The organism is Streptomyces sp. NPDC051183 (assembly GCF_040682455.1).
Lineage (GTDB): Bacteria > Actinomycetota > Actinomycetes > Streptomycetales > Streptomycetaceae > Streptomyces.
In genome coordinates this window covers 47159-59138 of record NZ_JBFBBA010000001.1, presented here as the reverse complement: position 1 = coordinate 59138, position 11980 = coordinate 47159, and the positions used below count along the sequence as shown (strand labels likewise).

Annotated in this window: 14 protein-coding genes; 4 read left to right on the top strand and 10 right to left on the bottom strand. The window is 71.4% G+C overall.

The window, feature by feature from the left end; translation table 11 throughout:
* The gene (locus AB0M99_RS00260; protein ID WP_365915864.1) at window positions 1-1458 is read right to left on the bottom strand and encodes a glycoside hydrolase family 16 protein; all 1458 of its coding nucleotides are present in this window, start codon (window positions 1456-1458) and stop codon (window positions 1-3) included.
* Window positions 1459-1790: 332 nt separating this feature from the next.
* Between AB0M99_RS00260 and AB0M99_RS00255 the strand changes: the two genes are divergently transcribed.
* Complete coding sequence (locus AB0M99_RS00255) at window positions 1791-2627, top strand: serine protease (protein WP_365915862.1); 837 nt, start codon at window positions 1791-1793, stop codon at window positions 2625-2627.
* A gap of 48 nt (window positions 2628-2675) precedes the next feature.
* On the opposite strand, the gene AB0M99_RS00250 is transcribed toward AB0M99_RS00255, so the two are convergent.
* From AB0M99_RS00250 to AB0M99_RS00215, 8 genes are all read right to left on the bottom strand, one after another.
* Window positions 2676-2867, bottom strand: a complete 192-nt coding sequence (locus tag AB0M99_RS00250) for a hypothetical protein (protein WP_365915860.1) — start codon at window positions 2865-2867, stop codon at window positions 2676-2678.
* Between the two features lie 119 nt (window positions 2868-2986).
* On the bottom strand, window positions 2987-3685 hold the full coding sequence (locus AB0M99_RS00245) for a hypothetical protein (RefSeq protein WP_365915859.1): 699 nt from the start codon (window positions 3683-3685) through the stop codon (window positions 2987-2989).
* On the bottom strand, window positions 3682-4002 hold the full coding sequence (locus tag AB0M99_RS00240) for a PadR family transcriptional regulator (protein WP_365915857.1): 321 nt from the start codon (window positions 4000-4002) through the stop codon (window positions 3682-3684). The genes AB0M99_RS00245 and AB0M99_RS00240 overlap by 4 nt, the downstream gene beginning before the upstream one ends.
* A 68-nt stretch (window positions 4003-4070) precedes the next feature.
* Window positions 4071-4217 carry a hypothetical protein gene (locus AB0M99_RS00235; protein WP_365915855.1) on the bottom strand — a complete coding sequence of 49 codons (147 nt, stop codon included), beginning with the start codon at window positions 4215-4217 and terminating at the stop codon, window positions 4071-4073.
* Window positions 4218-4379: 162 nt separating this feature from the next.
* Window positions 4380-5843 carry a multicopper oxidase family protein gene (locus AB0M99_RS00230; protein ID WP_365915853.1) on the bottom strand — a complete coding sequence of 488 codons (1464 nt, stop codon included), beginning with the start codon at window positions 5841-5843 and terminating at the stop codon, window positions 4380-4382.
* Between the two features lie 225 nt (window positions 5844-6068).
* Window positions 6069-6704 (bottom strand): RDD family protein, encoded by a 636-nt coding sequence (locus AB0M99_RS00225; RefSeq protein WP_365915851.1) that lies wholly within the window; start codon window positions 6702-6704, stop codon window positions 6069-6071.
* A gap of 190 nt (window positions 6705-6894) precedes the next feature.
* Window positions 6895-7479: a YdeI/OmpD-associated family protein gene (locus AB0M99_RS00220; RefSeq protein WP_365915849.1), complete on the bottom strand. Its 585-nt coding sequence runs from the start codon at window positions 7477-7479 to the stop codon at window positions 6895-6897.
* 49 nt (window positions 7480-7528) lie between these two features.
* Window positions 7529-9463: a 5'-nucleotidase C-terminal domain-containing protein gene (locus AB0M99_RS00215; RefSeq protein WP_365915846.1), complete on the bottom strand. Its 1935-nt coding sequence runs from the start codon at window positions 9461-9463 to the stop codon at window positions 7529-7531.
* Between the two features lie 249 nt (window positions 9464-9712).
* Between AB0M99_RS00215 and AB0M99_RS00210 the strand changes: the two genes are divergently transcribed.
* The 3 genes from AB0M99_RS00210 to AB0M99_RS00200 all read left to right on the top strand — a co-directional run bounded on the left by AB0M99_RS00210 (window position 9713) and on the right by AB0M99_RS00200 (window position 11457).
* A complete protein-coding gene (locus AB0M99_RS00210; protein WP_365915845.1) occupies window positions 9713-10444 on the top strand; it encodes a carbonic anhydrase in 732 nt (243 codons plus the stop codon).
* Window positions 10445-10669: 225 nt separating this feature from the next.
* Window positions 10670-10909 (top strand): chaplin, encoded by a 240-nt coding sequence (locus AB0M99_RS00205; RefSeq protein ID WP_365915843.1) that lies wholly within the window; start codon window positions 10670-10672, stop codon window positions 10907-10909.
* Between the two features lie 191 nt (window positions 10910-11100).
* Window positions 11101-11457 (top strand): hypothetical protein, encoded by a 357-nt coding sequence (locus AB0M99_RS00200; protein ID WP_365915841.1) that lies wholly within the window; start codon window positions 11101-11103, stop codon window positions 11455-11457.
* Between the two features lie 173 nt (window positions 11458-11630).
* Here AB0M99_RS00200 and AB0M99_RS00195 read toward each other — a convergent pair whose 3' ends face one another.
* Complete coding sequence (locus AB0M99_RS00195; RefSeq protein ID WP_365915839.1) at window positions 11631-11978, bottom strand: hypothetical protein; 348 nt, start codon at window positions 11976-11978, stop codon at window positions 11631-11633.
* Window positions 11979-11980: the final 2 nt, after the last annotated feature.

The following is an 11980-nucleotide window of genomic DNA, read 5'->3' as shown; positions in this document are numbered from 1 at the left end:
TCAGTGCCCGAAGTCGAACCAGTTGACGTTCACGAAGTCGGCCGGCTGGCCGCTGGTGAAGGTCAGGTAGACGTCGTGCGTGCCCGTGACGCCCGTGATGTTCGCCGGCACCGTCCGCCAGCTCTGCCAGCCGCCGGTGTTCGCGACGGAGAAACTGCCGACCGGTGCGCTCGTACGGCTGTCGAGGCGGACCTCGACGAGCCCGCTCACCCCGCCGGCCGCACCGCTGGCGACGCGCCCGTAGAACTGCCCGGCCGCGGCCGTGCCGAAGTTCACGCCGCGGTACAGGGCCCAGTCGCCGTTGGCTATCGCGTTGACGTCCTGGCCGCCGCCCGTGTCGGTGGTGGTCTCCTTGGCCAGCCCGGACTGGTCGTCGTAGGACTCGGCCTGGATGGCGGAGTACGCGTCACGGTTGCCGGTCGGCGGGGTGGTCGGGGGAGTGGTGGGAGGAGTCGTCGGCGGGGTGGTCGGAGGCGTCGTGGGAGGAGTCGTCGGCGGGGTGCTGCCGCCCGACGAGCGCAGGACGGAGACGTAGTCCACGACCATCGGGTGGCCCGGCTCGGTGCCCGCGTCGGGACCGCCGCCGAAGGCCGCCGGGAACTCCCCGCCCATGGCGACGTTCAGGATGATGAAGTAGCCGTGGTTCGTGGCGTTGGCCCAGGTCGCGGCGTCCACCTGACTCGCCCGTACGGTGTGGAAGTTGACCCCGTCGAGGTAGAACCGCATCTCTTCCACGGCGGTGGACCGGTCCCACTCCAGGGCGTAGGTGTGGAAGCCGCCCTGGCAGGTGGTGCCGGTGCACGCGCGCTGGCCGCCGATGCCGGACTTCTCGTTGCACGGACCCCCTGGGCTCGTGCCGCAGTGCATCGTGGCCCATTCGTTGTTGATGCCCTGGACGTTCTCCAGGATGTCCAGCTCGCCGACCCCGGGCCAGTTCCACCAGTTGCCCCGGTAGGGGGCACCCAGCATCCAGAACGCCGGCCAGTAGCCCTTGGCCGCGGCGCCCGTGACGTCGGGCATCTGGATACGGGCCTCCGTGCGCAGCTTGCCGCCCGCCGGGGCCTGGAAGTCGGAGCGCCTGGTCTCGACGCGGCCGGACGTCCAGTTCCCGGCCGCGTCCCGCCGCGGGGTGATCCGCAGGTTTCCGGCGCCGTCGAGCGAGACGTTGGCGGGGTCCGAGGTCATCGTCTCGACCTCGCCGGTACCGAAGGCGGCGGGTCCCCCGGGGTAGCTGGTGCCGGTGGTGTACTGCCAGTCGGCGGTGTTCACCCCGGAGCCCGAGGCCCCGTTGAAGTCGTCCAGGAACACCTGGGACCAGCCGGCCGGAACCGGCGGGGCGACGGCGCTCGCGGGCAGGGTGACGGCCGCGGCGGCCGCCGCGGCCACCGCCATCGTGCTCAGCGCGGCGATGACGGCCCGTCGGGCGGGCCGGCGTTTTCTGCCGGGTGTCAGACGCATGGGGGACGACCTCTCTGAGGCGCCGTGGGGCGCGTTGCGGGGGGAGCGCGGGCCGGGGCCCGCAGATTTGAGAGCGCTCTCAAGCATGCGTTGGCCACTGTGCTCCCCGCCCCCGGGGCCGTCAAGGGATCTGCAGGCAAAGGCGATCGGCCTCGCGCGCGCGGGCGGGCCCCGTACCGGCCGCTATGCGGAACCCGCAAGCCGGAATACGGCCGTAGTGGACGGAACGCCAACTGAACATGCCCTCTTGTGAGTTGGGGCCGAGATCCCAACAATGCGCATGACAACCGGAGGATCTTCGGTTCGGATCGTCATCAGAGGGGAACCCCCACATGAACAAGCCTCTCGCCGGCGCCGTGTTCTCGCTGCTCCTGATAGGAGCGGCGGCAGCACCGGCCGCGGCCTCGGCACCCCAGGGCCCGCCCGCGCAGGCCGTCGCGGTCAACTTCGCCGGCACGGTCGCGCTGAGCAACTGCTCGGGCTCCGTCGTCCGCGCGCCCGGCTCCCAGCCGGGCGACCCGGCCCTCGTCCTGTCCAACGGCCACTGTCTGGAGACCGGCTTCCCGGCGGCCGGCGAGGTCATCAAGGACCAGGCGTCCAGCCGCTCCTTCTCGCTGCTCAACGCGTCGGGCTCCAAGGTCGCGACGCTGCGGGCCAGCAAGATCTCGTACGCGACGATGACCGACACGGACATCTCGATCTACCAGCTGACCAAGACGTACGCGCAGATCCAGAGCCAGTACGGCATCAGCGCGCTGACCCTCAACGACGCCCACCCGGCGCAGGGTTCGGCGATCAAGGTGGTGTCCGGGTACTGGAAGCGGACCTACAGCTGCAACATCGACGGGTTCGCGTACCGCCTGAAGGAGGGCGAGTGGACCTGGAAGGACTCGGTCCGCTACACCTCGTCCTGCAACACCATCGGCGGCACCTCCGGGTCGCCCGTGATCGACACGACGACCGGCAAGGTCGTCGCCGTCAACAACACGGGCAACGAGGACGGTCAGCGCTGCACGGACAACAACCCGTGCGAGGTCGACGAGAGCGGCAACGTGACGGTCCGCCGGGGCATCAACTACGCCCAGGAGACGTACACGATCGTCCCGTGCATCGCCCCGGGCAACAAGATCGACCTGGCCCGCCCGGGCTGCACCCTCCCGAAGCCCTGACGCCGCACCCGGCGGCCGCCCGCCCCTCGGGCGCGGGCGGCCGCCGGGTCACCGGCGCTTCACCAGGGTGTGCAGGGCGAGCAGAACCAGCACGCCGACGGTGAGGGCCGCACCGAATGCCGGATTGCGGTAGGCGACGTACACGGTCGCGGCGGTCAGTGCGAGCAGGACCAGGCCGTAGAGGTCGAACGGCTCGTCCGGAGGGGTGGGGCGATTCCTGTCCATCGGGTCGCGCGGCATGCGTTACGCCTCCAGGGAGTGCCGGGTTCGAGCGGGGTGTGACGCCCGGAAAGCCCAGGCGACATATGTAGAGTTGTGGGCGGCGAAGAGCGGGACGAGGCCGCATGCGGCGGGACGGCTCAACCGTGGACCGCCCGCCGTGCATCGCGTCGCTCCTGGACGCTCGTCATGATCATCCCGACCACGGCCAGGAGGACGGTACCGGCGGCTCCGACGGCGCCGCCGTACAGCCCGCCGACGAAGCCCGTGGCGGCGCCGATGGCCGCGCCGACCGGCACGGCCGGGACTGCGGAGGGCAGGGGGGCGAGCAGGACGAGCAGTGCGCGGACGGCGACCCTGCCACTGCCGTAGCTGCGCGCCGACGCCAGGGCGCCCCCTGCGGTGAGACCGCCGACGCCGCCCGTCCAGAAGCCGGCGAACGCCCCCATGGGGCCGCCGGTGAAGGCTCCGCCGACGCCCCCTGCGACGGCGCCGACCGCGCCGGCGAGCATGGCCAGGACCGCGATGCCGATGGGGTTCCCCGAGGAGGGGGCGTACCGGCCGTCGTCCGACAGGTTCCGCGCAGTGCTCGCGCGGGTGGCGTACCAGAACAGGCCGAAGGCGAAGCGGAGCGTCCGTGACGCCCTGGCCAGGGTGGACGGGAAGTCCGGATCCGCGTGTACGGCCGCGAGTTCGGCGCACCAGTCCTGCTCGCGCTCGTCGCGCTCCGCCGCCTCGTCCTTGGCGCGACCGGAGTTCGCCATCATCCCGCACGCCCTGCGGAGCACGTACTCACCCAGCCGCAGCGGCAGGGCGTCGGGGCGGACCGGGCGGCTCATCCGGCGGTTCCCGCCGCGGGACGGGCGGTGCCGGGTGCGCCGGAGTGCCTCTTCTGCGTGAGGTGGGCCAGTTCGAGTCGCGCGACCTGCACGCCTTCGCCCGTGAGCTGGTAGTAGCGGCGGGGCCGCTGGCCCTCGTCTGCCGGGGTCTCCCACGCGGAGACCACCAAGCCGCTGTCCTGCAGCCGGGCGAACAGGGGGTAGACGGTGCCGCTCGCCAGCTGTGTCGCCTTCATGACTTCGTACCCGTAGCGCCGCGCCCCGGGTTCCTCCAGGAAGAACCGCAGGACGCACTCCAGTTGGGGCGTCATCCTCATGGCCCCAACTCTACATATGTCGGGGCGGGTTCGCGGGCGATCGGCGATACCGCCCCGGGCGGCGCCGCTCACGGGGTCGAGGGCTCCACTGCCGACAGGTAGCCGGTCGGGGACGGTGCCGCCCGCAGCCTCACGGCGTGGTGCGGATCCGGCTCCACGGCGGCCAGCACCTCGGCCGCCGGATACCCGAACAGGTCGACGCCCCCGAGCACCACCGGCACGGCGCACGGGCCGGCCGGGGCTGCACCGCATCGGCTCAGGTGGACGGCTGCGAGGCCGTCGATGGTGGCCCATGGCGGCTGCCGGGGGCAACGGGCAACGGGCGCGGGGCCGGGTCGGGGCAGAAACCTTTCGCCCCCGACCCGGACCCAACCGCCTCAGCGCACGCGGAAGTTCGCCATCATGCCCATCGCCGAGTGGTCCAGCATGTGGCAGTGGTACACGTACGTCCCCTTGTACGTGTTGAAGGTGGCGTGCAGCTTCACCGTCTCGCCCGGCATCACCCGCACGGTGTCCTTCAGCCCCGCCTCGCCCGGTGCCACCGGCACCCCGTTGCGCTCCAGAACCCGGAACTGCAGCAGGTGCATGTGGAAGTTGTGCGGGACGAACTTGTTGGCGTTGGTGACCGTCCAGACCTCCGAGGTGCCGAACGCGACCGTCTGGTCGATCCGGTCCGGGTCCCAGACCTGCCCGTCCATGAGCCCCCGCGGCTCAGGGCGGCCGTCCTCGTCCACGCTCATCACGATCGTGCGCTGCACCGCAGGCGCCGGCAGCGAGGCGACCGCCGGCAGCGTGCGCAGCGTGGCCGGCACGCGGCTGGGGTCGGCGGCGGTCCGTACGACGTCGAAGCGCAGCACCTTGCCCACCAGGTCCGGCGAACCCGGACCCAGGGTGTTCTCCAGGACGATCTTCGTGCCCACCGGGTAGCGGGAGAAGTCGATGACCACGTCCGCCCGCTCGCCGGACGACAGCCCGATCGAGTTGGTCGGGAACGGGCTCTCCAGCAGGCCGCCGTCCGACCCGATCTGGATCATCTCGCCGCCGTCCGACAGGCGCAGCTGGAAGAACCTCTGGTTGGAGGAGTTCTGGAGGCGGAAGCGGTACTTGCGCGCCGCGACCTCGAAGTACGGGCTCGGCTTCCCGTTGGCGAGGATCGTGCTGCGCCCGAACGCGTCGCCCATGACGTAGACGAGCTGCCCGGCCTCGTCGAACCGTGCGTCGCGCAGCGCGATCGGCACCTCGTACTGCCCGGACGGCAGCGGCAGGGCGCGCTCGGTCTCGTCCGAGAGCAGGTAGGTGGCCGACAGCCCGCGGTAGACGTGCTCGGACTCCATGTGGTGGGCGTGGTCGTGGAACCACAGCGCCGCGTTCGGCTGCTCGTTGAGGTAGGTGTACGTGCGCGAGGTGCCCGGCCCGAAGGTGTCCATGGGCCCGCCGTCCTCCTCCGGCGGCACGTTGGCGCCGTGCAGGTGGATGGAGACCGGCATGTCGTGCGTGTTGCGGTGCCGGACGACGACCTTGCGCCCGCTCCGCGCGCGCATCACCGCCCCCGGGAAGTGCCCGTTGAAGGTCAGCACCTTCGTCTGCACCCCGGGGAGGATCTCCCGGTCGACTTCCTTGATGGTGACGGCGTACGTGTCCTGCCCGCCCCACGTGGAGATCGGCGAGAGCACCGGCAGCCGGGGCATCTTCACGGTGAACGGAGCCGGCACCGCCACCGGCGCCGCGGAGGCCGCCTCCGCCGTCCGGGCGTTGACCAGCGGCAACAGCGCGCCGCCGGTTATCAGGGTGCCTCCGGTCGCGGCGATGGCACCGCCGATCACGCGTCGTCTGGTGACCATGGGATGTCCTCCTGGGTATGGGTGCACACGGCCGTTCTTCGCACATGTGTTGCGCCGCGAGTGCACCGGACCCGGCTCGCACGGCACTTGAGCCCAGGTGGTTCCCCTGGCGGCCCGCACCGGCCCGCCGTCGGCCCGCTCAGGCCCCACCCGTCCCGCCCCGTCCCCGGACAAAGGGCAGGGGCCCGTCCGAAACCGGACGGGCCCCTGTCTGCGGACTGCTGCTCAGCCCTTGTCGACCTTGATGACGACGGTGCTGCAGATCTTGTCGGCGAAGGTCTGCTTCTTCGCGTCCCACAGCGGCCACAGCCAGCCGAGGTAGCAGGGCAGGCCGTCGACGATGTGCGCCAGCTTGCGCAGGAACGCCTTGCCGAAGCCGAGCGTGCTGCCGTCGGCCTCGTTGCGCAGGCTGATGCCCACGACCTTCTTGCCGATCGTCTGGCCGGTGGAGCCTTCCTTGTAGAGCTGGAAGAAGCCCATGCCGATGGCGTAGATCACGCCGATGAAGAAGAAGACGCCGGGGTCCGCGGTGGCCGCGTCCTCGGCCATGGCGAGGTCGATGAAGCCCAGCGCGTACATCGGACCCGCGATGATCAGGAGGTCGAGCAGGTACGCCCCGACGCGCAGGCCCCAGTGGGCCAGCGGCGGCATTCCGGTACCCGGCATGCCGGGCATCCCGGGCATGCCCGGAGCCGGCGGGTACGCGCCGTACGGCGGCGGCGCCTGCTGCGGGTAGCCGTACTGCGGGGGGACGCCCTGCGGCGCCTGCTGCGGGTATCCGGGCTGACCCTGGGGCGGGTATCCGGGCTGCCCCTGCGGAGGCTGCTGGCTGTACGGGTTGTTCGGATCGCCGAAGCTCATGGCGAAGTCTCTCCAGGGTCTCAAACGGGGACGAAACGGCCGGAGCTGAGGGAGTTCACAACATGAGCGGTTTGCCCCCCTGCGCAGCCGCGATCTAGCGGCCCCATCGTGTTCGTAACATCGACCGCTTGTCCAATCCGTTCAACGGGGTACGAGTCCCCCCGCCGGCGGGGGTCCCGGAGAACTCCGGTCACCCGCGCTCCCGGCCGCTCGCGAGCAGTCGCAGGGCCTTGTCGAGCCGCGCCTGCCGGGCCTCCGGCGTCAGGGCCTGGAGCACCGGCAGCATCACCAGGTAGCGTCCGGTCCGATCCAGCGCCTCGAAGGCCTCCTTGGCCTCCGGATGCTCCTCCAGCGCCGCCACGACGTCCGGCGGCACGGTCGTGGTCGCGGACCTCTGCGACTCGTAGGCCGCCGCCCACCGGCCGTCCTCCCGGGCCTTGCGCACCTCGGCCAGGCCGGGTTCGCGCATGCGGCCCGCCGCCGTCAGCTCAGCGACCTTCTCCACGTTCACCTGGGACCACAGGCTCCTGGGCCTGCGCGGTACGTACTTCTGCAAGTAGTACTGCCCGTCGAGGGAGCGCCGCTGCCCGGAGATCCAGCCGTAGCAGAGTCCGATGTCGACCACCTCGTCGTCGGAGACGCTCGCGATGCCCGACTTCTTCTTGGCCATCTTGATCCACACCCCCTCGTGGCGCGTGTGGTGTTCGGCCAGCCAGTCCTCGAACGCCCGCGCGTCCGCGAAGGCGATGATCTGTACCCCGTTCAGCTCATCCATGGACCGAGGCTATCCCCGTACGGGGCTCCGCGCGCCGCCCGGCACGGGGTCAGCAGACCGGCCGCCGCCCGGTGTCGCGGGCGGCCTCCTCGGCGGCCGCCACGGGCGTCGGCAGCGACGGCACCGGCTCGGACGGCGCGATCAGTTGCGCCGGGAGCCCGGGGGAGGCGGCGGTGCCCTTGGCGGTGACCCGGCCGGTCGACACCGCCCGCAGCGTCCCGAGTTCGGCGACGTACGCGACGAAGCTCTCCATGTCGCGCCGGTGGCGGACCGGATCCCGGAAGCCGCCGAGCGCCGGGTACCCGTCCTGCCCTGTGAAGGTGTACGAGGTGGTCACCAGCCGGTACGCGCCGTCCGGCCGCAGCGCGGCGCTGCCGATGAGCACGTCGGCCGGAGCCACCCGGTCGCCGACGGGCCCCGCCGGGTCGAAGGAGTACCGGACGTTCCCCGAGACCGCCAGCGGGGCGTACGTCAGCAGTCCGCGGGCGTCCAGTGCCCACTGCTGCTCCAGGGCGTCGTGCAACTGCCGCCCGCTGACCGTCGCGGAGACCAGCGGGTTCCCGTACCCGACGGCCCGCCAGGCCCGCTCGAAGCTGACCGGTGCCTCCGCGGCGGACCCGAGGAGCAGGTCGGTGTTGACGACGCTCCGGCCGATCCGCGGGGCCAGCGCGATCAGGGCGAGGTCCGTCGGCCCGTGATCGGCGCGGGGGCTGGTGTCGAAGGAGTCCGGCGCCTGACCGGCCGCCCACAGCGCCCAGTCGGCCACCAGGTTGCCCATCGTGCTCTCGCCGGCCGGCGAGAGGGTGCGGCGGAAGGAGGCGCGCTGGCGGCCGATGGTCCTCGCGGCGTTCCGCGCCGCGTAGCCCTGCCAGTGGTCCACCACCTCCCGCAGTTCCGGATCGGGCGTCACGTCCCGGGTGTTGGGGTGGTTGGCCGAGGTGGTCAGCTCGCGGACCACCGCCCCGGTCACCGGGTCGAGACGCAGGTTGATCTCCCCCACGAGCTGCCCGTGGCAGCCGGCCTCGACGAACGGCCGCGGCCGCCCCGCCGGGTCGGGCAGCATCATGTTGAAGGCGGAGTGCCAGTGCCCGGTCACGATGGCGTCGATGTCCGGGGACACGCGCAGCGCCAGCTCGTACGCCGGTCCGCTCGGATCGCTGCCGGAGTCGAAGTCGGTCCCGGCCGTCGCCCCGTCGTGCATGCTGAGGACGATGGCGCGCACTCCGCGGGCCTTCAGCTCCGCCGCGCAGCGGTTGGCGGCGGACAGCTCGTCCAGTGTCGTCAGGCCGGGCTGGAAGGAGTTCGGGAAGCCCTCCGAGCCCAGGGCGGTCAGATGGATGAAGCCGATGGGCAACTGCCGCCCGTCCGGCGCCGGTACCCACTCGATGTTGTACGGGGGCAGCACCGTCGCCCCCGCAGGACCGGACACGGCATTGGCGCTGTAGTAGCGGAAGTCGGCGCCGTGGAACACCTGCCCCCGCGAGTCGGGGAACGAGTTGGTCAGGCCGGCCCCCTCGTACGGGACGCCCTGCTCCATGTGCTGGACGAGGAAGCCGGGGGTGCGGTCGAACTCGTGGTTCCCGGCCGTCGCGAAGTCCAGCCCGAGCCGGTTGAGCGCCTCGATCGTGGGCTCGTCGGACAGGGTGAAGGCGGGGAACTCCCAGCCCGAGAAGAGGTCTCCGGGCGCGAAGAAGAAGGAGTGCTCCCGCCCGGCCCGCAGCCGCTTCAGGTGCGTGGCCATGTACGCGACCCCGCCGACGGTGTACTTCGCGCCACCGGCGCCGGTGATGACGGAGTCCCGGGCCGGGGCGGCGCCGAGATAGCCGTGCAGGTCCGTGATGTGCAGCAACTGCACCTCGACGTACCCCGCCGCGCTGACGGCGTCGAGCGCCGCCCGCGTGGCCGCGGCCGCGGTGCCCGTGGCCGCCCGCCATCCGAGGATCCCGGCGCCGGTGAGGAATCCACGTCGGCCCAGCCCGCTCATCCGCGCTCCCGATCCGGTGTGCCCGACGGGACCGCAGGAGCGTCCCCGGGCCAGTTTTCCCGCTGTTGGCCACCATCCGGTGTGCGGCGCGGGGCCTGTCGGTGAAACTCCGGCGAACGGGTCCGGGTTCGGTGCGCCCGTCCGGAGCGTGAGACACGGCCGGTGGTGAACGAGCCCGCTCCTGGGCGGATCCCGCCATTCTCCGGACCGCGCCCGGCCGGACCCGGGATCCGGGGATAGCTTCCCCCAATGCATTCGAACATACAGACTTCAGCCATCAGTTCGCCGTCGCGCCGCGGGCTCCTGCGCACCGCACTGGCGGGCACGGCCGCGGCGGGCTCCGTCCTCGCCCTCGGCTCCGCCTTCCCCGCCGGCGCACAACCCGTGACCGACAGCCGCCCCGTCACCCCGCAGGAGGCGATGCGCCGGCTGGCGGCCGGCAACAGGCGCTGGGCGACGTACCGCCAGGAACACCCGCACGAATCCCCGTCCGTACGCCTGCGGCTCACCGAGTCCCAGCACCCGTTCGCGATCGTGCTGGGCTGCGTCGACTCCCGCGTGCCGCCCGAACTCGTCTTCGACCAGGGGCTCGGCGACCTGCTGACGGTGCGCTCCGCGGGCGAGGTGCTGGACGAGGCGGTGCTCGGCAGCATCGCGTACGGGGTCCTGGAACTGGACGTCCCGCTGGTGCTGGTGCTCGGCCACCAGTCGTGCGGAGCCGTCGGCGCCGCGGTCCACGCGGACGAGACGGGAGAGCAACTGCCCGCCCACATCCAGTACCTGGCCGAGCAGATCAGGCCCTCCATCGACCGCGACCGGCACGGCGAGGCCCGCGTCGACGCCACGATCGACGCCCACGCCCGCCGCACCCGCGGGCTCCTGGCGGCCGAGCCCGACATCGCGCGCCGCATCGAAACCGGCAAGCTGGCCGTGGTCGCGGCGCGTTACCAGTTGCGCGACCAGCGGGTCCGCACGCTGTGAGCCACGACGCTATTCGTACATCCACCGCATGAACGACCGTTCGTGGCGGCAGGGCGGATTGGTCCGCCTGCCCGCCAATGCGCCCGCCAGGGTCATCCCTTCGAGGGAAAGAGCCGCTGGAGACAGTCCTGAGCGGCTCCGGAGGACGAAGGAAGAGGTGCGGACCTGACCAAGGCCGTGCGATGTGCCTCCCGGCACATCGCTGGAATCAGAAGGAGACATCTGATGTCGCGTGTTCTCAAGAGCGCCGCACTCGCCCTCGCCGCCGGCGCCCTGCTCCTCGGCGGAGCCTCCGTCGCCTCCGCCGACGCCGAGGCGCACGGCGTCGCCGTGGGCTCGCCGGGCGTGCTCTCGGGCAACGTGGTCCAGGTTCCCATCCACATCCCGATCAACGTGTGCGGGAACTCGGTGAACATCATCGGACTGCTCAACCCGGCCGCCGGCAACACCTGCATCAACACCTGACCGGCCCGGCCGGAGGATCCACGCGGGTGACGGCAGTCGGCGCCGCCACCCGCGCGTCCGTTCGTCCGGCACCGGATCCGCCCCCCCGCGTCCCGGTGGGGCGGACCGCGCCTGGACAATTGCCGGGAGCCGGTATCCGGCCACCCGACGTGCACGGCCGGTCAGTCGTGCGGCAGGAATGGAGTCCCCCGATGGACGTACGGCACTTCGAGCGCATCACCGCGTTCATCGAGGCGCGCCTCACCCCCCTCTTCGCCGAGGAGACCGGCAGCGACAACGGCTTCGGGATGGACGACACCTCCCGGGCACTGCGGGCGCTGCGCAACGCGGTGCTGGAGGCCTCCGCGGTCAAGGGGCTCATCGAGAAGCGCGAGACGGCCGAGCCGGCGCTGCGCCGCGCGATCGACCAGTCGGTCGAGCACCACTGGGACGTGCTGCGCGGCGTCGCCCGCCAGTGGGAGGACCACGCCGACTTCGTCCGGGAGTTCAAGCGCCACGCCTGGGAACTGGACGAGGCCCCGGCAACGACCGCGACCCCGGCCGCCTGACGGGTCGGCCCCCCGGTTTCCGGCTCCCCGGGTTCGACTTCGGACGCAAAAATACCCCGGTCCCATTGGCGGCCGGGGTATTCGTCTGCGTATATTGGTTGTTTCACGTCTGGGCTCAATCAATGACGTGAAGAAGCTTACGAGGACACTGTATCGCGTCAGGAGTGGAATTGTCAACCGAAGAATTCCGGAATGAGCAGCAATTCATCACCGGGCTCTACGCGCGCCTCGACGACCTGCGCTACCAGGCCGAACACGCCGTCCAGGCGGCGCTCGGCGAAGGCGGCAACGGCTTTCAGGCACGCCTGGAGCGCGATGTGCTCGTATCCGAACAGTCCGGTCTGCTTTCCGCTCTGAACTCGGGCGAGAACGGTCTCTGTTTCGGCCGGCTCGAGTTCTCCGACGGACGCGACCACCACATCGGCCGTATCGGAATCAGGCAGGACGACGCCGAGCGCACACCCCTCGTTCTCGACTGGCGGGCCGAAGTGGCGCGCCCCTTCTACCTCGCCACCGGTCATTT

Coding starts and splice junctions, on each gene's coding strand:
- AB0M99_RS00240 (WP_365915857.1), bottom strand. CDS start 4,002: ATGAGGATGACGCCCCAACTGGAGTGCGTCCTGCGGTTCTTCCTGGAG.
- AB0M99_RS00220 (WP_365915849.1), bottom strand. CDS start 7,479: ATGGATGAGCTGAACGGGGTACAGATCATCGCCTTCGCGGACGCGCGG.
- AB0M99_RS00200 (WP_365915841.1), top strand. CDS start 11,101: ATGGACGTACGGCACTTCGAGCGCATCACCGCGTTCATCGAGGCGCGC.
- AB0M99_RS00250 (WP_365915860.1), bottom strand. CDS start 2,867: ATGCCGCGCGACCCGATGGACAGGAATCGCCCCACCCCTCCGGACGAG.
- AB0M99_RS00195 (WP_365915839.1), bottom strand. CDS start 11,978: ATGACCGGTGGCGAGGTAGAAGGGGCGCGCCACTTCGGCCCGCCAGTC.
- AB0M99_RS00215 (WP_365915846.1), bottom strand. CDS start 9,463: ATGAGCGGGCTGGGCCGACGTGGATTCCTCACCGGCGCCGGGATCCTC.
- AB0M99_RS00210 (WP_365915845.1), top strand. CDS start 9,713: ATGCATTCGAACATACAGACTTCAGCCATCAGTTCGCCGTCGCGCCGC.
- AB0M99_RS00245 (WP_365915859.1), bottom strand. CDS start 3,685: ATGAGCCGCCCGGTCCGCCCCGACGCCCTGCCGCTGCGGCTGGGTGAG.
- AB0M99_RS00225 (WP_365915851.1), bottom strand. CDS start 6,704: ATGAGCTTCGGCGATCCGAACAACCCGTACAGCCAGCAGCCTCCGCAG.
- AB0M99_RS00230 (WP_365915853.1), bottom strand. CDS start 5,843: ATGGTCACCAGACGACGCGTGATCGGCGGTGCCATCGCCGCGACCGGA.
- AB0M99_RS00205 (WP_365915843.1), top strand. CDS start 10,670: ATGTCGCGTGTTCTCAAGAGCGCCGCACTCGCCCTCGCCGCCGGCGCC.
- AB0M99_RS00255 (WP_365915862.1), top strand. CDS start 1,791: ATGAACAAGCCTCTCGCCGGCGCCGTGTTCTCGCTGCTCCTGATAGGA.
- AB0M99_RS00260 (WP_365915864.1), bottom strand. CDS start 1,458: ATGCGTCTGACACCCGGCAGAAAACGCCGGCCCGCCCGACGGGCCGTC.